Below are 22142 nucleotides of genomic sequence, written 5' to 3'. Positions count from 1 at the left end.
GAATCTCCGCCGAGTGGGCCCGCGAGGTTGCCGCCGGCGTGGGCGCCGACAGCTCCGTGACCGACTGAGTTCAGGCCGGCTCAGTCGTCGTCTTCGCCCCCGGCGGGCGCCGGTGCTCCCCCGACCTCGGACCAGACGGCCGCCGCACCGCTGTGACCGATGAGCACGGCCTGCACGATGGTTCCCGTGGCGGCGACCAGCGCGGCCACGGCCAGCACGATGGCCACCCACTTCGGGGCGCGGGCGACGGATGTCCGGCCGCCGACCTCCCGGTAGTTCCACCAGAGTAGAACGGCGGCGACCACGACCAGGGCGGCAACCCAGGGCAGCAGCCCGTCGGCCAGCTCGGAGTGGGTCTCGACCAGCGCGGTCTCGGTGACCCGCTCTCTCAGCGCCTCCCCGGATTCGCGCGCCAGCGGCACGAGAACGAGTGCGGCCAATGCGAGGATCAGCGGCAGGAACTTCGCCCACCGGCGAAACCGGGGCCAGAGGGCCGCGACGACGACGAGGGCGGCCGTGGGAACGACGACCGCGGTCGCGTGCACCACGAGGGGGTGCACAGGCAAACCGAAGATGGTGTCGAGCAGCGCATCGAACATGTGTCTCCCTCTGGGGCATCCTCAGGCACGAAAGTGGACCCGCACTGGCAATGCTAGGCACCGGAGCGGAACCCCGCCATTCAGCGCAGGCTTCGCTTACCACCCCGAGTGCGGCGGGATCAAGACGCCCTCGATCGCCTGCAGGCGGCCTGGCGTGCGCGCGGGCTAGCCCTTCGGGCAGCCCAGGTGCCGGCGGCCTGCATCATCCGTTGCCCCTGCGACCCGCTCCCCCGGCTGCATATGGCGGCTGCGGCTCGCGCACCGGCGTCGACGTCCCTGGGATCTTCGGCTAGCGGCGGCCGCCCACCTTTTCGCGGGTGTCCCTCGGTAGTTCGCTCTTCTCCCAGCCACGGCGGGCCTTCTGGGAGTCCGCACCGCGGTGGCCGTCCCGCGAGCGGTAGACGATGTAGGGACGCACGAAGTAGCCGAGCGGCGCCGAGAATACATGCACCAGTCGGGTGAAGGGCCACAGCAGGAAGAGCATCGTGGCGGAGAGCACGTGCAGTTGGAAGAAGAACGGCACGTCGCTCATCAGCGCCGGGTCCGGCTGAAAGGCGTACAGGCTGCGGATCCACGGCGAGATCGACCCACGGTAGTCGTAGCCGGCGCCGAGCACCTGGTAGAGCACGGTCGCCGTCGTGCCGAAGGCGATGGTGCCGGCGAGGAACAGGTACATGACCTTGTCCATCACGGTCGTGACCAGCTTGACCCGGGCGACCAGGCGGCGACGGATCAGCAGGATGGCGAGGCCGGCGATGGTCAGCACCGCGGCGACGCTGCCCAGCCAGGTGGCCCCGAGGTGGTAGATGTGCTCGGTGACGCCAAAGAACTCGAGCCACGGTTTGGGGATGAAGAGTCCGACAATGTGACCGCCGAAGACCATCAGGATGCCGTAGTGGAACATGGGCGAGCCCCAGCGGAGCCACTTGTTCTCATAGGTCTGGCTCGACCGTGAGGTCCAGCCGAACTGGTCGAACCGGTAGCGCAGAAGGTGACCGACGATGAAGACCCCGGCGGCGGCGTAGGGGAACGCCACCCAAAGCAGAATGTCGAGCGGATTCATACCCGTACTTCCTCGCTGTTCGCGCCGGACGGCGAGAACGGTTTGAGATTGCCCAGGAAGGTCATGCCGACCGTCTCGGTCGGCGGACCCTCGTTCACCAGGTTGAGGTAACGCTGACGCGTCTCCTCGTCGATCTTCGGGAGAGACAGGGAGACCGCCTCCACAATGTGCGCGTAGGGGCTCGGCACGGCCTCGAGTGCCATGCGGAGCACCTCGATCCCGTCGCGGTGCGCGGCGAGCAGTTCCTGGGCGATCGGCGAGTCGCTCCGCGCGGAGAATTCGAGCACCATCGGCAGGTAGTCGGGCAGTTCGTCGGCGGCGACCTCCCAGCCCGCGGCACGGTAGGCCTCGACGAAGCGCACGAGCGCCATGCCGCGGCGACGGGTGTCCCCCGCCGCGTAGTAGCTCAGGTACGGGCAGCACTTGCGCTTGAGGTCGAAAGTGGCCGTGAAGTGGATTTCCAACTCCTGCTGCGTCATCGCATCCGCTTTCGTCAGGAACGCCTCGAAGGCGTGGCGGAGCGGATCCGGCAGCAACGCCACCGACGCGGCGACAGCACCGAAACGGGCCCGTCGCTCCTGGCTGGGGTAATCCAGCAGAATGGATGCCGCCATGTGCGCCATCCGGCCGTCCTCCGCGGACAGAGGCAGCGCCGTGACCTTGCGGGTCGGGAGCTTCGGCAGCCTCACGCGGGACTCCCGGAGGCCTTCGGCGGGAACATGCCCTCCGGCACGCCGCCGCCGGTCCAGTTGAGCAGGTTGACCCGGCCGGGCGTGGTGGGCTTCGTGGGTTCGGAGCCCTTGCCGACCATCTCGTTGTAGTTGTCGACGGTCGCGTTCAGCGGCATCCCGGGGGTCTTGCCATAGGGGCCGGCCGCCGTGGCGACGCTGGGGCCACCCATACCGGGGCCGCCGTCGGTGTCGAGCGAGCAGGCGAGTTCCTCAAGCTCACGCGCCGTCTCGACGTGCGCCTTGGGGATGACGTAGCGATCCTCGTACTTGGCGATGGCCAGCAGGCGGTACATGGCCTCGATCTCGGGACCGGTCATGCCGACCGCTTCCGGGATCGACTCGTCGCGGTCGCGGCCCAGGTTGATGTCGCGCATGTACGACCTCATGGCGGCGAGCTTCCGCAGCGAGGACTCGACGGGAACGACGTCTCCGGCCGAGAACAGTCCGGCGAGGTATTCCACCGGGATGCGGAGCTTGTCGATGGCGGCGAACAGGGTGCGGGCATCCTCACCGTCGTTGTTGGTGGTCGAGATGACGTCGACCACCGGGGACAGCGGGGGGATGTACCAGACCATCGGCATGGTGCGGTACTCCGGATGCAGCGGCAGAGCCACCCTGTACTCGGAGATGAGCTTGTAGATCGGGCTATTCTGGGCCGCGAGGATCCAGTCGTCCTCCATGCCTTCGGCCTTCGCCGCGGCGATGACCTCAGGGTCGAACGGGTCGAGGAAGCAGGCGCGCTGGGCATCCAGCAGGTCGTGCTCGTTCTCGACCGAGGCCTGCGCGAGGACCGCGTCGGCGTCGTAGAGCATCAGGCCGAGGTAGCGCAGCCGGCCGACGCAGGTCTCCGAGCAGATCGTGGGCTTGCCCTGCTCGATCAACGGGTAGCAGAGCGTGCACTTCTCGGCCTTACCCGTCTTGTGGTTGAAGTAGACCTTCTTGTACGGGCAGGCGGAGACGCACATGCGCCAGCCGCGGCATCCGTCTTCGTCGACGAGGACGATACCGTCCTCCTCGCGCTTGTACATGGCGCCCGAGGGGCAGGCCGCGACGCAGGCGGGGTTCAGGCAGTGCTCGCAGATGCGCGGCAGGTAGAACATGAAGGTGTTCTCGAACTCCATCTTCACGTGCTCGCTCATGGTGGCGAGGATGGGGTCGTCTGCCGCCGTCTCCTGCGAGCCGCCGAGGTCGTCGTCCCAGTTGCCGGACCACTTGATGTCCATGTTCTGGCCGGTGAGCAGCGACTTGGGCCGGGCGACGGGGCTTTCCGTGCTCAGCGGAGCCTTGGTCAGCATGTCGTAGTCGTAGGTCCACGGCTCGTAGTAGTCGTCGATGACCGGGAGGTCGGGGTTGTTGAAGATGGTGGCGAGACGCTTGATGCGGCCACCGGAGCGCAGTTTCAGGCGTCCGCGCTTGTTGCGCTGCCAGCCGCCCTTCCACTTGTCCTGGTCTTCGTAGCGGCGCGGGTAGCCGACGCCGGGCTTGGTCTCCACGTTGTTGAACCAGACGTATTCGACGCCGGTGCGGTTGGTCCACACCTGCTTACAGGTGACCGAACAGGTGTGGCACCCGATGCACTTGTCGAGATTCATGATCATCGACATCTGAGCCATTACGCGCATTTAGTACTCAACCTCCTGGCTGCGTCGACGGATCACGGTGACCTCGTCGCGTTGGTTCCCGGTCGGGCCGAGGTAATTGAAGGCGAAGGACAGCTGGGCGTAGCCACCGATCAGGTGACTCGGTTTCAGCAGGATTCGGGTGAGCGAGTTGTTCGTGCCGCCGCGCATGCCACTCGTCTCGGCGATCGGCACGTTGATGGTGCGGTCCTTCGCGTGGTACATGTACACGGTGCCCTCGGGCATCCGGTGCGAGACGACCGCACGGGCCACGACGACGCCGTTGCGGTTGTAGGACTCGATCCATTCGTTGTCACGCACGCCGATCTTATCGGCGTCCTGCGGTGACATCCAGATGGTGGGCCCGCCGCGGGACAGCGACAGCATCATCAGGTTGTCCTGGTACTCGGAGTGAATCGACCACTTGGAGTGCGGGGTGAGGTAGCGCACGGCCACCTCGGCCCGTCCCTTCGAGCCGGTCGCGCCGGTGGACGAGGTCGACCCGACGATGGAATCATCGAACAGGCGGTGCATGTCCAGCGGCGGCCGGAAGATCGGCATGGTCTCCCCCAGCTCGATCATCCAGTCGTGGTCGAGGTAGAAGTGTTGCCTCCCGGTGAGGGTGTGCCAGGGCTTGAGGTGCTCCACGTTGATCGTGAACGCGCTGTAGCGTCGGCCGCCGTGCTCGCTGCCGGACCACTCCGGGGAGGTGAGCACCGGGACCGGGGCACCCTGCACATCCGGGTAGGAGAAGCGACGGCCCTCGTTGTCGCTGGCCAGGTGCGCCAACTTCTGGCCGGTGCGCTCCTCCATCCTGCGGAAGCCTTGCGTACCGAGCCGTCCGTTGGTGGTGCCGGAGAGCGCGAGCACCATTTCGCAGGCCTGGATGGCGGTCTTCAGCTGCGGCCGCCCGGCGGCGGGGCCGCTCTCGACGAGCCCGTTCTTCTTCGCCAGGTAGGCCACCTCGACGTCGGGGTTGAACTTGACGCCCTTGGTCATCATGCCGAGCTTCTCGGTCAGCGGGCCGAGGGCACCGAGCCGGGCGGCGAAGGCCGGGTAGTCGCGTTCGACCACGACCAGTTTGGGCATGGTCACGCCGGGCACCAGCACCTGGTCGTATTCGACGATGCCGTGCGGGGCGCTCATCGCATCCGGGGTGTCGTGCAGCAGCGGAACGGCGACCAGGTCCTTCCGCACCCCGAGGTGCTCCACGGACATCTCAGAGATCTTCTCCGCGAGGATGTGGAAGATGTCGAAGTCGGTCTTCGCCTGCCACGGCGGGGCGATCGCCGGGTTGAACGAGTGGATGAAGGGGTGCATGTCGGTGGTCGACAGGTCGTTCTTCTCGTACCAGGTGGCCGGCGGCAGCACCACGTCGCTGAAGATGGTGGTGCTCGTCATGCGGAAGTCGCTGGTGACCATCAGGTCAAGCTTGCCCTCGGGGGCGGTCTCGTGCCACTTCATGGTCTTCGGGCGCTTCTCGGGCGGCGATTCGGGGGCGCGCACGGCGTTCTTGGTGCCCAGCAGGTGCTTCAGGAAGTACTCGTTGCCCTTGCCGGACGAGCCGATCACGTTGGCCCGCCACACGTCGAGGATGCGCGGGAAGTTCTCCGGCGCATCCGGGTCCTCGATGGCGTACTCGAGGGTGCCGTCGCCGAGGGACTCGACCACGTACTGGGCCGGGTCGACGCCCGCCCGGACCGCGTCGTCGACGAGGTCGAGCGAGTTGCGGTTGAAGGTGGGGTAGCCGGGCATCCAGCCGCGCTTGGTCGACTCGACCAGGCAGTCCGCGGTGGTGCGGCCGGCGAAGGTGCCTGCGCCGAGCGGGCTGGACAGGGTGTCGGCGGCGAGGCCGTCGTAGCGCCACTGGTCGGTGGCGAGGTAGAAGAAGCCCGTGCCGATCATCTGGCGGGGCGGGCGCACCCAGTCCAGGCCGAACGCGTACTGGCCGTAGCCGGTGAGCGGGCGCACCTTCTCCTGGCCGACGTAGTGAGCCCAGCCGCCACCGTTGACGCCCTGGCAGCCGGTCATGGTGGTCAGTGCCAGGAAGGCCCGGTAGATGGTGTCGGAATGGAACCAGTGGTTGGTTCCGGCACCCATCAGGATCATCGAGCGTCCATTGGAGTCTTCGGCGTTCTGCGCGAACTCGCGGCCGATGCGTTCGGCAGCCTGCATCGGCACCGAGGTGATGCCCTCCTGCCAGGCAGGGGTACCGGGTGAGGTGGCGTCGTCGTAGCCGGTGGGCCAGACACCGGGCAGGCCGGGCCGGCCGACGCCGTACTGCGCGAGCAGCAGGTCGAACACGGTGGTGACCAGCTGGCCGGCCACCATCCGCACGGGTACGCCGCGACGGATGATGCCCGCACCGCCCGCGTGCTGCTCTCCGATCTCGTCGGTCTCCGGAGCAACGTCGAACCGGGGCATGTCGATGGCGACGGACGCCTGGTCGTAGTCGGGTGCGTCGGCGATGGACAGGAGCGGGTCGACACCCTCGAGGTCGAGGTTCCATTTGCCGACGTCGGTCTCGGAGAAACGGTGCCCGATCGAACCGTTGGGCACGACGACCTCGCCGTCGTGGCCCAGAAGCACCGGCTTGAACGCGGCGCTGGCGACCGTCGGGGCCAGGCCGGGCAGGGCATCCGCGGTCACGAACTTGCCGGGCACGTACGCGTCGCCGCGCCTGGTGAGGCTGATCAGGTAGGCGGAGTCGCTGTAACGCTTCATGTAGTCGACGAAGCGGGGCGTGCGGCGGTCGACCAGGAATTCCTTGAGCACGACGTGGCCCATGGCCAGCGCGAGCGCGCCGTCGGTGCCGGGGTGCACGGCCAGCCACTCGTCGGCGAACTTGGAGTTGTCGGCGTAGTCGGGCGAGACGGTGATGACCTTCTGGCCCTTGTAGCGGGCCTCGACCATGAAGTGCGCGTCGGGCGTGCGGGTGACCGGCACGTTGGAGCCCCACATGATCAGGTAGGAGGAGTTCCACCAGTCTGCCGATTCCGGCACGTCGGTCTGGTCGCCGAACACCTGCGGGGACGCCACGGGCAGGTCGGCGTACCAGTCGTAGAACGAGAGCATGGTGCCGCCGAGCATGGAGATGAACCGGTTGCCCACCCCCTGCGAGACGATCGACATGGCGGGGATCGGCGAGAAGCCGGCGATGCGGTCGGGGCCGTACTTCTTGATGGTGTGCACGTGGGCGGCGGCGACGATCTCGGACGCCTCGTCCCAGCTGGTGCGCACCAGGCCGCCCTTGCCGCGGGCGCTCTTGTAGGCGCGGGCGCTCTCGGGGTCGCCGGTGACCTCGGCCCAGGCGAGCACCGGGTCGCCGGTGCGGGCCTTCGCCGCACGGAACAGGTCAAGCAGCACGCCGCGCACGTAGGGGTACTTGACCCGGGTCGGCGAGTAGGTGTACCAGCTGAAGGCGGCGCCGCGGGGGCAGCCGCGGGGCTCGTATTCGGGTGAGTCGGGGCCGACGGAGGGATAGTCGGTCTGCTGGGTCTCCCAGGTGATGATGCCGTCCTTGACGTACACCTTCCAGGAGCAGGAGCCGGTGCAGTTCACGCCGTGGGTGGACCGCACCTCTTTGTCGTGGGTCCAGCGGTCGCGGTAGAACGAGTCGGCGTCGCGGCCGCCCGTAAGGAAGACGGATCGCAGGTCGGGTGAGGCCTTGCCTCGGCGCAGGAACCGCCCGAGCTTCAGGATCGTGTCGTCGATGGGGGCGTCGATGCCGGGCTTGGCCGGCCGGGTCTTAGCCGGCTTCGAGAAAGCCGAATTCTTGAGTGTTTTCACAACGTACCCCTTGCACTGCCCGGGGTCACCATGGTCGGCAACCACCCTCAGACTCCAGTCTCAGGGGTGGCGAAATTCGCTACAAGCCGGAAACGCCGTGATAAATGATTGCCGGCTTGGGCTGTTCCTCGGCGGTGGGTTCGGCGCCTGTTTCGACACCTGGGTCGGCGTCGGACCGGTGCAGGTCGAGGGTGCAGGTGTTCAGTTCGACCAGCGGGTGCAGCGCGTCGGCGCTCAGGGGTCCCTCGGTCCTTTCGAGCAGGGTTTTCAGCAGCCCGAAGTGCACCCGGCAGACCTCGGGGTGCGCCTTGACCATCTCGCTGTACGGGCATTCGTGCAGGTGCACTCGGTTGCCGTCGGCACCGTCGATCTCGAGCCGCGCGTCGAAGCCGGACTCGTCGAGGTGGTCGTCGAGGGCGTCCAGTTGCCGCTGCAGCGGCGAGTGGATGACGGCCTCGACCCGCAGCATCCGTCGCACCTGGTCACCGTGGCGACCGGCGGCTTCGGCCTTCGCGGCCCGGATGGAGCCGACGACGTGGTCCGGGCCGGCGGCGGCGCTGTACAACATCCGAGGCCGGCCCTTGGAGTCTTTGTTTTCCGGGTGACAGGTGACGAAACCGTCCCCGATCAGGCGCTGCAGGTGCTCCCGGGCCGTGTTGTGGTGCAGACCGGTGGCCTCGGCCAGGTCGCCCACCGTCATCGTTCCGCGCTGCTGCAGGAAGTACAGAAGCTGAATCCTGCTGAAGGACGCGAGCGTGCGGTAGCTCGACGAGGGGGAGGACGGCGTCACCTCCTAATCATCTCCTTATTTTCTGATTTCTCTGACTTTTCCGGGGACTGGACATGCGATTCGGACGAAATCCGACGCCGTGCTCTGCGTTCCGCGCGCTGCCCGGACCGGCGCAGCAGGCGCATCGCATTCACGATCACGATCAGTACGGATGCCTCATGCACGAGCATGCCGCCGAACATGCTCACGCCGCCGAACAGCACACCGGCCAGCAACAGCGCCACCGTGACCAGCGCGAGGGCCACGTTCTGGTGCATGACGCGCACCGTGCGGCGGGCCAGGTCGATGGCGGCGGGGAGCATCAGCAGGTTGTCACCCATCAGCGCGATGTCGGCGGTCTCGACCGCGACGGCCGAACCGGCCGCCGCCATCGCGATGCCGATGTCCGCCGTGGCCAGGGCCGGGGCGTCGTTGACGCCGTCTCCCACCATCGCCACGACGTGGCCGTCCCGCCGGAGCCCGGTGACGACGTCGAGCTTGTCCTCCGGCAGCAGCGACGACCGGATCTCGTCGATTCCGACGTGGGCACCCACGGCCTGCGCCACGAGCGGCCCGTCGCCGGTGAGCATGACGACCCGAACGATCCCCGCCTTGTGCAGCGCGTCCACCATGTCGGCGGCGTCGGGACGCACCTCGTCGGCCACGGCAAGGACACCGGCGACGACGCCGTCGAGCACGACGATCAGCGGCGTGCGCCCGTGGGCGGCGAGTTTCTCGGCCAGCGTCGTGGCGGCATCCGTGCCCGCTATCCGGTGGGCGCGGAGCAGGGCCGAATTGCCGATCAGCACGGTGCGGCCGGCCACCGCGGCGACGATGCCCTGCCCGGGCACCGACGTGATGTGTTCCGGCAGGCCGGTCACCTGGGCGCCCTGCGCGGCTTCGCGTGCGGCCTCCCGCGCGGCGGCCTGCACGATCGCTCCGGCCAGCGGATGCTCGGAGCCGGCCTCCGCCCGTGAAGCCCAGTCGAGCACCTCGGCACGGGTCAGAGCGGGGTTCAGCACCACGACATCCGTCAGGACCGGACGGCCCCGGGTGAGGGTGCCCGTCTTGTCGACCGCGACGACCGTGATCTTCGCGGCGGTCTCGAGGAACTCGCCGCCCTTGATCAGGATTCCGAGCTGCGCGGCGCGGCCGATCCCGGCAACGATCGCGACCGGGATGGAGATGACCAGGGCGCCGGGACACCCGATCACGAGCAGGGTCAGCGCCAGGAACACGTCGCCGGTCACCACGCCGACGATGATCGCGAGCACCAGGATGCCGGGGGTGTACCAGGCCGAGAACCGGTCCATGAAGACCTGGGTCGGGGCCGTGGCCTCCTGGGCCTCCTCGACCCGGTGCACGATGTGGGCCAGGGTGGTAGCCGCGCCGACCTCGGTGGCCAGCACCTGCAAGAAGCCGCCGGTCGAGACCGTGCCGGCGAAGACGCGGTCGCCGGCGCGCTTCTCGGCCGGGGAGGACTCGCCCGTGATGGAGGCCTCGTCGATCGTGCCCGTGCCCTGCTGCACGGTGCCGTCGACGGGCACCCGCGCGCCGTTCTTGACCAGGACGGTCTCCCCGGTCCGCACGGACCCGGCCAGGACCTCGAGCTGCTCGCCGTTCCGCAGCACGAGGGCGACGTCCGGGGCCAGGGCCACGAGCGCGGTCAGGGCGGAGCGGGTGCGGTTGAGGGTGGCCGTTTCGAGGGCATGCCCGATCGCGAACAGGAAGGTCACGGCGGCGGCCTCCCAGTATTCGCCGAGCACGATGGCGCCGACGGAGGCGACCGTGACAAGCAGGTCGATGCCCACGACCCGGGCGAGCAGTGCGCGCCCGGCGGTCCGCATGATCGGGAACCCGGCCACGACCGCGGCCGCCACCATCGCCGCGTCGGAGACAAGCGGCGGCACCGGCAGGAGGCCGAGCAGCCAGGCGGCGCCGATCAACGCGCCGGAAATGAGGGGAATCAGGTGGCGGCGCACGATGGTCATGTCACTCCCCCTGTCCGCCGGTCAGAACGCGGCCAGGTGGGCGGTGTAGCCGGCCTTGCCGACGGCGGCGATGAGGGCATCCGTGCTGACGACGGCCGGGTCGTGGTCGATCTCGATCCGGGCGGTGGCGAAGAACACGGTCACGGCGCTGACTCCGGCGAGGCGGCCGATCTGCTTCTCGATCTTGGCGACGCAGGACGGGCAGGAAAAGCCGTCGGCCCGCAGGATGGTGTGGACGGTGGCCGGGGTGGATGTCGGGGTGGATGTCGGGGTGGGGATGATTGTCGTCATGACTGCGACGTTACGAACTCGAGACGGCGGCGACCATGACGGCCGTCACTTTGCCGCAATCAGGCCGGAACGGTCGAGCACGGCGGTCCACCGCCGTCCGGAATCGATCAGCCCGTCCCGGCGCAGGCCGCTCATGGCGCGGGACACCGACTCGGCGCTCGTGCCGGTCATGGCGGCCAGGTCGGCGCGGGTCAGAGGCAGCTGGATCAGGGTGGTACCGGCGCCGTCCCCCGGCACGCCGAAGGTGTCGGCGAGGCGCAGCAGGGTCGCTGCCACCCGCGTTGTGACGGTAACGGAGGCCTGCTCGGCCTCCCTCGACCGGGCCCGGTGAAGACGGTCGACGACGACGTCCAGCACGCGCAGCGCCACCGGCGGATGCGCGAGCAACATCTGCCGGAAGGCGCCGGATTCGAGGCGCAGGGCGCAGGTGGTCACGAGGGCAACGGCCGTCTCGGGGTACCGGCCCGCGTCCAGCGCGGTCAGGCTGCCCAGCACTGCTCCCGGGCCGAGGAAGTCGAGGCTCGTGGACTGCCCGGTCGAGGTCGATCGGAACACCTTCGCCTGGCCGGCCGCGAGCACGAACACGTGCTCGGACGGCTCGCCGGCGGTGAACAGCGTGTCTCCGGGACCCCAGGAGAGCGACAGCATCCGTTCGGCCAGGTTGGCGAGCTCGCCGGCCGACAGGTCCTGGAAGATCGGGATCTGACCGAGAATGGTGTTTCGCATGGCGGAGGAGCACGGATGCGGCCGCGCGCAGGTGCTGCGCAGCGGTGTGCGCCGGGCCACGCTCACGGCTTCGTCGCCGGGATCTCGAGGTGGGCGAGGCAGACGCCCGGGCGGGCGAACGGCTCGAGGGTGACGCCGACTCCGGGTGAGTGCAGGCGCTCGAGGGCGCCCTCCATCAGGCCGCGGTGCACCGCGCACACGACGTCGCTGTGGTCCTTGGCCACATCGAGGAACGGGCAGCGGTGCAGCTCGATCACGACGTCGACCGGGGCGGCGGCGGCGCCGCCGAAAGCGAAGTCATCGGCAGCACCGGCAGCACCGGCAGCACCGGCATCCCCGGCAGCACCGAGGCGCGGCTCGAAGCCGACCTCGTCGAGGATCTGAACGATACGCCCGACCGATGCTGGGGGGACCGCCCCCGGCTGCGTGTCGGAGAGTCCGGCATCCGTCTCGGCCATCTCCCTGCCCCAGCGCCGCCCGGCCTCCGCGGCCGCGGCCGCGCCCGAGGGAACGTCCCTGCCCAGGCCGCCGGCCAGGAGACCGGCGAGAAGCCGGTAGGACTCGGCGGGGACCTCGGCGGCGGGTGACGTGGCGCGAAAGAAAAGCCGGGGCCGCCCGGGACGCACGCGCGCCTCGACGGTCTCGGCGACCAGGCCCACCTCGACCAACCGGTCGAGATGGGACCGAACCGTGTTCGCGTGCAGCCCCACCGCTTGGGCGATGGCCGGCACATCCAGCGCCGCGTCGGCATCGCGCAGGAGCTCGAGAATGGCGACCCGACTGATGCCGGAAAGCACGCGGTGGGTGCGGGCGTCAAGGGGTTGGATAGGCACCCGATTAGTTTTCCCTATATCTATGGTAAAAACAACTGAGGGCCGAAATTCGGCGCTGAGCAAGGACTTGCCCCATGACCGACACGCACGTGCGCCCCATCCGGGTGCTGCACCACGACACCGCCGAACGGCCCTTCATCGTCATCTGGGAGGTGACGCGCGCCTGTCAACTAGTCTGCACCCACTGCCGGGCCGACGCCATCCGCACGCGCAACCCGTTCGAGCTGAGCACGGACCAGGGTCGCAAATTGTTGGACGACCTCGCCGCCTTCGGCACACCACGCCCGCTGGTCGTGCTCACCGGCGGGGACCCGTTCGAGCGCCCCGACTTGCCGGAGCTCGTCGCCCACGGCACCAGCCTCGGCCTGAGCATGGCCCTCTCCCCCTCGGTCACCCCGCGCCTCACCCGTGAGGTCCTGGTCGAGCTCCACGACGCCGGGGCCAAGGCGGTCTCACTCTCGCTGGACGGCGCCTCAGCGGCCACCCACGACGCCTTCCGCGGCGTCGACGGCGTCTACGACGACACCATGATCGCCGCCCGAATGGTGCGCGAGGTCGGCTACCGACTGCAGATCAACACGACCGTCACCCGCGACACCGTGCACGAGCTGCCCGGCATCCTGAAGACCGTCCTCGATCTCGGCACCACCCTGTGGAGTGTCTTCTTCCTCGTGCCCACCGGCCGCGGCAAGCTCCTGAACGCCCTGACCGCGGCCGAGGAGGAGGAGGTGCTGCACTGGCTGCACGACGTCTCCGACCTGGTCGCCGTCAAGACCACCGAGGCACCCCACTACCGACGCATCGCGCTTCAGCGGGCCGGCGTGGACGACGGGGTCGACCTCGACACCGCGTTCCCAGTCGGCCCGCTGAGAGCCTCGCTGCGGGAGGCCACGGAGCGGTTGCTCACCGGTGACGAGCCGAGGCGGCGGCGTCCGCGGGCCCCCCTCGACGTCAATTCCGGGCGCGGGTTCGCCTTCGTCGACCATGTCGGTCTCGTTTATCCCAGCGGGTTCCTGCCCGTGTCCGTGGGGTCGGTGCACAAGCAGTCCTTCTCCAAGATCTACCGGGAGGCGCAGCTACTCCAGGAGCTGCGCACCCCGGATCTCTTCGGCGGCCGGTGTGGTCACTGCGAATTTCGCACGGTCTGCGGCGGCTCCCGCTCGCACGCCTACGCGGTGACCGGGGACCCGCTCGCCGAGGACCCCAGCTGCGGATACCAGCCCACTACCGACTGAGCAGCCCACAGCGCTGAGCGGTTTACAGCATCTCACCGCACGCAGAAGCGCCCGGCCGATTACTCGGCCGGGCGCTTCTGCGTGCGGGTGGTGCGCGGCAGGTCAGTCCAGGTGGTGCCCGCCCTTGACCCAGCGCAGGGCGCCGAGGATCCCGATGGCCACGCCGAACATCCCGACGATCATGCCCACGAAGAGCCAGACGAAGAGCGGCTCCAGGGCGCCGACCGTCTGGTCGACTCCGACGATCGTGCCGCCGAGGAACCCGGCGATGGGTGCGAAGATGCCGGCGAAGACTCCGATCAGCATCAGACGGATGCTGAGGGCGCGGTCGCGTGAATCGGTGTCGGCCATTAGGAAGAAACCTCCGTTGTCTGTGCTGCGGCAGCCGCGACGGCGGTCGCAACGGCGGCGGCGAAGGCCGCGGCGGCCCCCGCCGGGTCCGGCAGGGGAACCGTGTCCGCACCGGGGGGTGCGGCGCTCGGCTGGGCCACCTGCTGGGTGACCTTGCCGTTGAGGAACGGACCGAGAATGTCCATCGGAAGCGGGAAGACCACGGTCGATTTCTGGTCGGCGCCCAGCTCGAGCAGGGTCTGCAGGTAGCGCAGCTGAAGCGACGCGGGATTGCGGCTCAGGATTTCCGCCGCCTGGCCCAGCTCCTCCGACGCCTGCAGTTCACCGTGGGCGTTGATGATCTTCGCCCGGCGATCCCGCTCGGCTTCGGCTTCACGGGCCATGGCACGCTGCATCGCCTGCGGAATCTCGACATCCTTGATTTCGACGACCTTCACCTGCACGCCCCAGGGTTCGGTTTGCGCGTTGATGTTGCGGGCGAGGTCTTCGTTCAGGTCGGCCCGGTGGGCGAGCAGGGTGTCGAGGTCGGCGCGGCCCACGACCGAGCGCAGCGTTGTTTGCGACATCTGGGAGGTGGCGATGGCGTGGTTCTCGACCGCCATCACCGACCGGACCGGGTCGGTGACCTGGAATAGGACGACGGCGTTGACCCGGGCCGGAACGTTGTCCTTGGTGATGACGTCCTGCGGCGGGATCGTGAGGGTCACGATCCGGAGGTCGACCCGCACCATCTTGTCCAGTCCGGGGAACACCATCTGCACACCCGGGTCCCGCACCGGGCCCAGCCGGCCGAATCGGAACACCACGCCCCGCTCGTATTCCTGCAGCACCTTGAAGGAAGCTGCCAGCCAGACGAGCAGCAGCGCCACCACGATCAGGGCCGCGATCTGCCAGGCCATCACGAGTTGCCCCTCCGGTTCCAGCCCACGGCGGGGCCGGAACGACCCGGGTCGGCCTCCGTCTCCAGTTCAGCCCAACGGGCTGAGAATGAGGCGCTCACTGTGTTTCCTTTCATCGTTTCCGGATCGGCGTCGGTTTGCTCCGACGCCCGGGCGCTCGCGTACGGTTCGATTTGAACCGGCCGCGGGCCCGTTTTTCTGATGCTGCCGTAGCCGCTGCGCCGCTGCGCCTCGACCGCCGCCGTGGCGGCGCGGGCCGCGACGCTTTCGTCGAGCCCTACGACCTTGAGATGCTCGGGAAAGCGAGCGGGCGTGCGACGCAGGTGCGACCACAACGGCCAACTGCCGGCGGCGATGACGGCCGAGGCCGACCCAAGGATCAGCAATTCCACGCCCGTGCGGTTCTGGAACATGGACGCAAGCGGCCAGATGAGCCCGAGCACGACGACGGAGCAGGCGATCCCGCGATGGAACCGTTCTGCCTCCGAACTGGGCCAGGGGTCGATGTTTCGCGCGAGCTGCCGGCCCGCATCCGAGGTGGTGCAGGTGTCCTTGACCGGGCAGGGGTTGCAGACCGTGGGGCTGGCCTGGTATCGCGTCACCCGGTTATCCGGATCGAAGGAGATCGGCCAGAGCCATTGGTCCTCCGAACACTTCCAGGCATCGTGGTCTTCGTGGTAGTCGAACCCGCCGGACCGCATGGCGGTGGATTTCGTCGCGGTGCGTCTCGCCAGGAGGTCCAGCACGTGTGCCACGGCCAGCAGGAAGCCGCCGTAGACAAGCGCGAACCAGACCTCCGGATTGATGGACGCCATCACACGCCGCCGCCCGGGCGGTCCCCACCGATCTCCCCGGTGCCGGTGGAGCGGTAGTCCGAGGAATATCCGGATGTCGGCTCCGCGCCGCCGGTGACCGTCGCGCCGGTGGGGACCGCCTCGACGAACAAAGCCTCCATCGGCACGTCGTGGGTGGTTGCCTTGATGCGGTAGCGAACCCCGAGCCAGGTGATCCAGACGAACGGCATCACGCCTCCGACGATGAAGACGATGTCACCGGGCATCCGCAGCCATTCGAGAACGGCGTTGCCGGGCTCGTTGATGAAGTTGAGGCTGCGGGCTTCGAAGTAGCCGTCGTTGATGGAGTGCCAGAGCTGAATGACGCCGAGCGGCAGCAGCGTTGCGAACGTCATCCAGGCCAGACCGATGTTGAGGCACCAGAACGAGATCTTGGCGAGCTTGTCCGGCCAGCGCTCGGCCGGGATCAGGTAGCGCAGGGCGAAGAGCGACAGACCGACGCCCATCATTCCGTACACGCCCATCATCGCCGCGTGGGCGTGGTTGGCCGTCAGCGCGGTACCGATCTCGTAGTACGAGACGATCGGCAGGTTGATCAGGAATCCGAAGACGCCGGCACCCAGGAAGTTCCAGAAGCCGACCGCGACAAGGAACATCACGGCCCAGCGGTGCGGGAACGGAGCCGAACTGCGCGACTCCTGCCGGGCACCGAGTTGGAGGAAGCTCCAGGCCTCGATCGTCAGGAAGGTCAACGGGATGACTTCCAGGGCGGAGAAGAAGGCTCCCAGCGCCATGTGCTCGACGGGGGTTCCGGAGAAGTACAGGTGGTGCATGGTGCCGAGGATGCCACCGGCGGAATACAGGATGACGTCGAGCAGGATGATCTGCATCGCGATCTTGCGGTGCACGACCCCGAGCATGACGAAGATGTAGGCCACCATCACGGTCGTGAACAGTTCCAGGAAGTCCTCAACCCAGAGGTGCACCACCCAGAAGCGCCAGAACTCGGCGACGCTCAGGTGAACCTCGGTGCCGGCGAGCATTCCGACGGCGTAGAACGCGGGGATCGCGAGACCGGCGTAGAAGAAGAGCCACGGCAGGTTGAAGCGGTGCTCAGACTTCAGACGCGCCCGGATGCCGCGGTAGATGATCGCGATCCACAGGAAGAGTCCGACGACGAGCATGCCCTGCCACACCCTGGGCAGGTCGATGTACTCCCACTGCATGTCCCAGAACGGCGAGCCCTTCGCGGCCTCGACGCCGAAGATGCTCAAGGCTTCACCCACGAACGATCCGACGATGACCAGGGCGAGGGCGCCGAGCAAGCCGTAGGCCAACCAGTGCTGACGTTTGGGTTCACGCCCGGAGATATACGGGGCGAGGAAGATGCCTGCGGCCAGGAACGAGGTGGCCGTCCACAACAGCGAGAGCTGCACATGCCAGGTTCGGGCGAGGTTGAACGGCAGCAGCTGAGCCAGGTCGACTCCGAAGAAGCTCGACAGGTCGACCCGGTAGTGCTCGATGGCGGCACCCAGGAAGGCCTGGGCCAGGAACATCAAAGCCACCACGAAGAAGAACCAGGCCGTGGCGGTCTGGGCGGGTGTCACCGCCACCTCCCCCGGCTGTCGGAAGGACAGTGCCGGGGTTTCTTCCCCGTGCTGCCAGCCCATCCTCTTGCTCCACCGGCCGTAGAGGCCGAAGAGGGCGCCGAGGGCAACCATCAGGGCCACGAGCGAGAGACCGCTCCACACGATGATGTCGGCGGTCGGAACGTTGTCCACGAGCGGCTCGGCCGGCCAGTTGTTCGTGTACGAGTAGTTGTGACCGGGCCGCTCAGCAGAGGCTGCCCAGGACGTCCAGGCGAAGAAGGCGGTCAGGTCGTGGATGTCCGCCGAGTCCGTGATGGCATTCGGGATCAGGCCGTATTGGGTGGTCGGGGAACCGAAGAAATCGGCGTAGTGCTGCTTGAGCGTGTCGAAGGCCTCGATCTGCAGATCGGTGAATTCGAGGTCGCCGGTGGCCTTGTCGTAGCGGTTGGTCCGCATCATCTCGACGAGGGCACCCTGTGGGTCCTGCACACCGGACGCGGTCAGGGCCTCGAGCACCTCGGTCGAGGAGCGCCGCAGGTAGTCGGCCGTGTAGTCCGGTCCGAGGTAGCCGCCGTGACCCAGGATCGAGCCATACTGCTGCAGGCCGCGCCGCACGAAGGTCTGCTGGCCCGCGGTGATGTCGGCCGTCGTGAAGACAACCTCACCCTGCGAGTCGACGACCTGCTTGGGCTGGGGCATCGAGTCCGTATAGGTCCTCAAGGCCAGGAAGCCCATCACGGCGAACCCGAAGACCATTACCAGGGCTACGCCCTGCAACCATCCTTTGGAAACCATCAACTCCGATCGCAGTTTTCCTGCACCGGCTCTCAATCGGACCACGGTGGGCCCCTTTCCATGTTGCGTGATTCAAGGGCGCGGAAGCAGGTGCTGCCAGCTGTCACGGTTCCTCCCCCGGATAGGTCACGCGGGGTGGTTGAAAGCTACCACAGGATTAAAAGTATGAGTGACATTTCTAATCGCTTTACCGGACTCGCAGTCACGATATTCCACAATAAAAACCCTGTCCAACGGTGTAATACCCTCACACAGCAGACTGAGGCGACGGGCCGCCCATTTCTTCCACCCGACCGGCGACACGCCGCACACAATCATTTTTGGGGAAACTCGGACAAAGATCACGGACTGACCAGGACGACGCCGCGGGCGCCTTTCTCGGCATCAGACATGATGTGGCTGACGAAGGGGTAGCTGCCGGCCTCCGGGAAGGTCAACTCGACGAAGCCACCCTGGGCCACGGCCAGGTCGAGCACCTGGGAGCCGCCCGTGCCGGTGCTGCCGCCATCACGCAGCAGGTAGTCGCCCTCCGTGAAAACGGTGTCGAACTGGCCGCCCACGACGTGGAAGGAGCTGCCCACGTTGGGGCCGGCGTCCAGCACCCAGATGCGCACCTTCTCGCCGACCTTCGCCGTCAGCGGGCGGGCACCGTACTGGTTGGCGATGCCGTTGAAGACCACCAGGTCGGGGAACTGCGCCGCCACCTTGTCGGCGTCGGCCTCCCCGCCCTGCGCACCGAGGTAGAGCTCGGACTGCACCAGGACGTATTCCCGATCGACCGCTGAAAGCCCGGGTGGATCAATGATCACGGCGCCGAACATGCCGTTCGCCATATGCACCGACATGGGCATCGTGCCGCAGTGATAGAGCCAGATCCCCGAGCGGGTCGCGGTGAAACGATAGGTCAGGCTCTCCCCCGGATTGATGCTGCGCATGGGCCGATCGGGCGCGAGGGCACCCGCGTGGAAGTCGATGGAGTGCTCGATCGACCCGTCGTTGACGAAGGTGATGTCGAAGACGTCGCCGACCTTGCCGTGCAGGGTCGGACCGGGGGCTGTGCCGTTGAACGTCCACAGGGTCTGGGTGACGCCGGGAGACACCTCGGTCTCCACGTCTTCCACCCGCATGGTCAACGTGTGCACGGTCTCCGCCTCCGCCGCCCCCAGCGCCGGGTCGCGGGCGACGAAATCGGCGTCGGGCTCACGCATCAAATCGAGATCGTCTGCCGCGCTGGACGCGCCGCCGGCGGACGCAGAGCCGTGGTCCATCGCTGGGGAGTCGTCGCCGGACTGAGGCTCGGCTCCGACGGCCACGACCGTGAGCACCATGCCCAGGACCTTGTGGCCGGCGATGGAGCACCAGCCCTCAACGTCGGCGCCCACGATGCCGGCGTCGACCTGCCGGCTGGTGCCCGGGGCGACGGAACCGGAGACCACGCCGGTGGCGAGCACGAGGTTGTGCACCATCTCGTCGTCGTTGGTCAGGTTGATCACCAGGGTGTCGCCGACGGGCACCTCGATTGTGTCCGGGCTGAAGCGCGTGTTCTTCATGACGACGTCGACCGTGGTCGTGTGGCCGGTCGACACCCTGTCGACGGATGCCCCGCCGCTGGCGATTCCGGCGGCGGCCGGGTCCATGGCGATCCCCAGGGTCACGGCCAGGAGCAGGACGCCGACGGCCGTGACGGTCGCGCCGGTGCGGCTGGGCTGCGCCGCGGCGACCGGTGGAGCCGGCCGGGCCGGCGGAGCCGTCGCATCCGTCGCCCGGCGCAGCCGGCGGTTCTGCCGCAGCGCCCGCGGCATCAGGACCAGAAAGGAGGCGAGCGTGCCGACGACGAGCAGCGAGACCGTGACCTTCACCAGGCTGGGCACCGGCAGCAGATAGAGGACCAGGCCGACGTTGACGACGATGACCCGGAACAGGGCGCCACGATCGAGCAGGGCGGCCGTGGCCTTCGAGACCGAGGGTCCGCCGCCGAGCACGACCGGCACCAGGTAGCTGAGGGCTCCGAGCAGGATCTGCGCGGCGAAACCGACCGCGAACACGGGCACGAGCTGCCCGAGCCGGTCGGTCGCGGCTACCCAGCTCGGTGCGAACGTCACGATCAGGCCGAACCCGAGCACGCAGGCGAAGAACCAGGTGAGGGCGGCACCGATGCTCCAACCGGCGAAGGTGACGGCCGGGGACTGCCTGGCCAGGCGCACGGCCTCAACCAGCACCAGGCCGAGGCCGACCAGGTAGAGCAGAACACCCGCGGCGGCGACCAGGCGCTGGTCGATCAGCAGGCCGATCCCGAGCACAGCGAGACCGGCCAGGAACAGAGGCAGGGTTCCGCGGGCGGAGGCGCGCGTCGTCTGCACCCGGGCGTGCAGCACAGTCGGCCAGAGCAGGGCCACCGTGCTAATCACGGTCAGGCCGACCCAGCCGAGCAGGTTGAACCCGACATGGGCGATGTACATCCGCTCCGCGGACTCACCATCGATATCGGTTCGGGCCATCAGCACGCCCAGGGTCACACCGATGGCCAGGGCGATTCCGGCCGCAATGTAGTAGCGCACGAGCGGTGCGAACCGTCCCGGCAGCGCTCCCCGCGACTGCCGGAACAGCAGCAGGGCGTGGGCGAGGGCATTCGTGCCGACCAGGATGCCGCCGGCAAGCACGACCGGCCACCAGCCGCCGACGATGCCGGTGATCACGAGCACCGCTCCGAGGGTGTGCGCGCCGAGCCTCGCCCCGAGCGAGACGCGGCCGCCGGGGGCCGGATGCCGGAGCAGGGTGTCGGCGAAGTGCTGGCTCCAGACCAGGATCGCGGTGCTCACGGCGCCCAGGAACAGGAGGTGCACCATGAGCCACGGCGCGACCGGGATGAAGCGGTGGATGAGCACGGCGATGAGAGTGAGAAGGAGCCACGCCGGAGTCAGGAGCCCGGTGATGAGGTGCCACAGTCGACGGTTCATGGTGTGACTTTCAGTTTGGTGTTTGGCTGGCGCCGCGGCACGCCGCGCACCACCGAGATCACGGCCAGCAGCACGAACAGGAGCACGGCCACGATGTTGGCCACGCCGCCCCACTGCACCAGTGCCGGCAGGTCGCGCGCGTCACCGAGAAGGATGCGCACCAGCAGGGAGACGTGCAGCAGCAGCACCGGCAGGTAGAGCACCGGCCGGTACGGCAGCGGCCGGCGCAGCACGGCCGGCAGGATGGTCGGGGCGTGCGCCATGATCATCGACATCACGAACCCGAGGAAGACGGCGTGCAGCACGGCGTCATAGCCGGGACCGGAGAAGCTCGAGCCGACGATGATCCAGCTGACGCCCACCACGAGCAGCCAGCCGTAGCCGGCCAGCAGGCACGCGGCCATGTACCGTGGCAGGCCGGTGCTGCGGATGAGCCGGGTCGCCACGTCGTGCCGGAACAGCCAGGCGACGAGACCGAGCAGCCCGAGCCCGAGAACGGGGTAGCCCACCCGGGGCCAGACGAGAGCGACGACCGTGCCGAGGGTCAGGAACAGGCCGGCGGCCAGCATCCGCATTTCGGCGCGGTGGTCGACGGAGGGCGAGATGCGCGCGAGTTCGAGCCGCTCACCGGCGATCGTGAGCACCAGGTAGAGCGTCATCGCGGGCACCAGGACAGGCACGGGCACGCCGCCGAGCCACAGCACGGTGGCCGTGAGACCGAGCAGGGCACCGAGCGCCTGCACCGCGGCGGACGTCGACGGCTGCCGGAGCCAGATCGCCCGGTAGATGGCCAGCAACACGGCCGACCCGGCCACAAGGGCAAGCTGGCCGACCACCAAGGGAAGCGGCGACACGAGTGACAGGCCGCCGAGGCCCAGCAGCCCCGGCGACAGGTAGGCCCAGTTCCGGCGCACGGCGACGGCCCGCTCGAGCACGACGACGGTTCCCACGAACCCGAAGACCATCAGGGGTCCGTGCACATCCGCCAGGCGCGCGGTCACGACCGGCGCCGGGAAACCCAGCAGGAGCAGCGCACCGTCGAGCCCGGCCAGCAGAGAGAGGCCGCCGAGCAGCAGAAACGCCAGTCGCCCGTTGCCGTGCACGGTGGTGT

Annotated in this window: 17 protein-coding genes; 1 reads left to right on the top strand and 16 read right to left on the bottom strand. The window is 68.2% G+C overall.

The window, feature by feature from the left end; genetic code table 11:
• Positions 1–80: 80 nt before the first annotated feature.
• The 10 genes from CXY82_RS06375 to CXY82_RS06330 form a co-directional block, all read right to left on the bottom strand.
• Positions 81–599, bottom strand: a complete 519-nt coding sequence (locus CXY82_RS06375; RefSeq protein WP_199180891.1) for a DUF2231 domain-containing protein — start codon at positions 597–599, stop codon at positions 81–83.
• 289 nt (positions 600–888) lie between these two features.
• Positions 889–1662, bottom strand: coding sequence for a respiratory nitrate reductase subunit gamma (narI, locus tag CXY82_RS06370; RefSeq protein ID WP_104170171.1), 774 nt, complete (start codon positions 1660–1662; stop codon positions 889–891).
• Entirely contained in the window at positions 1659–2351 is a 693-nt protein-coding gene (gene narJ / locus CXY82_RS06365; RefSeq protein ID WP_233199231.1) for a nitrate reductase molybdenum cofactor assembly chaperone, read from the bottom strand. Before narJ ends, narI begins: the two co-directional genes overlap by 4 nt.
• Complete coding sequence (narH, locus tag CXY82_RS06360; protein ID WP_104170170.1) at positions 2348–4015, bottom strand: nitrate reductase subunit beta; 1668 nt, start codon at positions 4013–4015, stop codon at positions 2348–2350. Before narH ends, narJ begins: the two co-directional genes overlap by 4 nt.
• A complete protein-coding gene (locus tag CXY82_RS06355) occupies positions 4016–7801 on the bottom strand; it encodes a nitrate reductase subunit alpha (protein WP_104170185.1) in 3786 nt (1261 codons plus the stop codon).
• Positions 7802–7880: 79 nt separating this feature from the next.
• Positions 7881–8591 carry a metalloregulator ArsR/SmtB family transcription factor gene (locus tag CXY82_RS06350; RefSeq protein WP_104170169.1) on the bottom strand — a complete coding sequence of 237 codons (711 nt, stop codon included), beginning with the start codon at positions 8589–8591 and terminating at the stop codon, positions 7881–7883.
• Positions 8588–10561, bottom strand: a complete 1974-nt coding sequence (locus CXY82_RS06345; protein ID WP_104170168.1) for a cation-translocating P-type ATPase — start codon at positions 10559–10561, stop codon at positions 8588–8590. The genes CXY82_RS06350 and CXY82_RS06345 overlap by 4 nt, the downstream gene beginning before the upstream one ends.
• A gap of 21 nt (positions 10562–10582) precedes the next feature.
• A complete protein-coding gene (locus CXY82_RS06340) occupies positions 10583–10852 on the bottom strand; it encodes a heavy-metal-associated domain-containing protein (RefSeq protein ID WP_104170167.1) in 270 nt (89 codons plus the stop codon).
• Positions 10853–10897: 45 nt separating this feature from the next.
• Positions 10898–11578, bottom strand: a complete 681-nt coding sequence (locus tag CXY82_RS06335; RefSeq protein WP_104170184.1) for a Crp/Fnr family transcriptional regulator — start codon at positions 11576–11578, stop codon at positions 10898–10900.
• A 62-nt stretch (positions 11579–11640) separates the two neighbouring features.
• A complete protein-coding gene (locus tag CXY82_RS06330; protein ID WP_158252135.1) occupies positions 11641–12411 on the bottom strand; it encodes a metalloregulator ArsR/SmtB family transcription factor in 771 nt (256 codons plus the stop codon).
• 74 nt (positions 12412–12485) lie between these two features.
• On the opposite strand from CXY82_RS06330, the gene CXY82_RS06325 reads away from it, so the two are divergent.
• Positions 12486–13646, top strand: coding sequence for a TIGR04053 family radical SAM/SPASM domain-containing protein (locus CXY82_RS06325; RefSeq protein ID WP_104170165.1), 1161 nt, complete (start codon positions 12486–12488; stop codon positions 13644–13646).
• Positions 13647–13748: 102 nt separating this feature from the next.
• Here CXY82_RS06325 and CXY82_RS06320 read toward each other — a convergent pair whose 3' ends face one another.
• The 6 genes from CXY82_RS06320 to CXY82_RS06295 all read right to left on the bottom strand — a co-directional run bounded on the left by CXY82_RS06320 (position 13749) and on the right by CXY82_RS06295 (position 22134).
• Positions 13749–13997, bottom strand: a complete 249-nt coding sequence (locus CXY82_RS06320) for a hypothetical protein (protein ID WP_104170164.1) — start codon at positions 13995–13997, stop codon at positions 13749–13751.
• Positions 13997–14896, bottom strand: coding sequence for a slipin family protein (locus CXY82_RS06315; protein WP_104170163.1), 900 nt, complete (start codon positions 14894–14896; stop codon positions 13997–13999). Before CXY82_RS06315 ends, CXY82_RS06320 begins: the two co-directional genes overlap by 1 nt.
• Positions 14896–15711: a hypothetical protein gene (locus CXY82_RS06310; RefSeq protein ID WP_174843648.1), complete on the bottom strand. Its 816-nt coding sequence runs from the start codon at positions 15709–15711 to the stop codon at positions 14896–14898. The genes CXY82_RS06315 and CXY82_RS06310 overlap by 1 nt, the downstream gene beginning before the upstream one ends.
• Positions 15711–18074, bottom strand: a complete 2364-nt coding sequence (locus CXY82_RS06305; protein ID WP_104170162.1) for a nitric-oxide reductase large subunit — start codon at positions 18072–18074, stop codon at positions 15711–15713. The genes CXY82_RS06310 and CXY82_RS06305 overlap by 1 nt, the downstream gene beginning before the upstream one ends.
• A gap of 341 nt (positions 18075–18415) precedes the next feature.
• The gene (locus tag CXY82_RS06300) at positions 18416–21031 is read right to left on the bottom strand and encodes a multicopper oxidase domain-containing protein (RefSeq protein WP_104170161.1); all 2616 of its coding nucleotides are present in this window, start codon (positions 21029–21031) and stop codon (positions 18416–18418) included.
• Positions 21028–22134: a hypothetical protein gene (locus tag CXY82_RS06295; protein WP_104170160.1), complete on the bottom strand. Its 1107-nt coding sequence runs from the start codon at positions 22132–22134 to the stop codon at positions 21028–21030. Before CXY82_RS06295 ends, CXY82_RS06300 begins: the two co-directional genes overlap by 4 nt.
• Positions 22135–22142: the final 8 nt, after the last annotated feature.

The organism is Cryobacterium sp. M23 (genome assembly GCF_002929655.1).
GTDB classification, from domain to species: Bacteria; Actinomycetota; Actinomycetes; order Actinomycetales; family Microbacteriaceae; genus Cryobacterium; species Cryobacterium sandaracinum.
The sequence above is the reverse complement of the archived record's forward strand: the minus strand, read 5'-3'. Positions and strand labels throughout refer to the sequence as shown.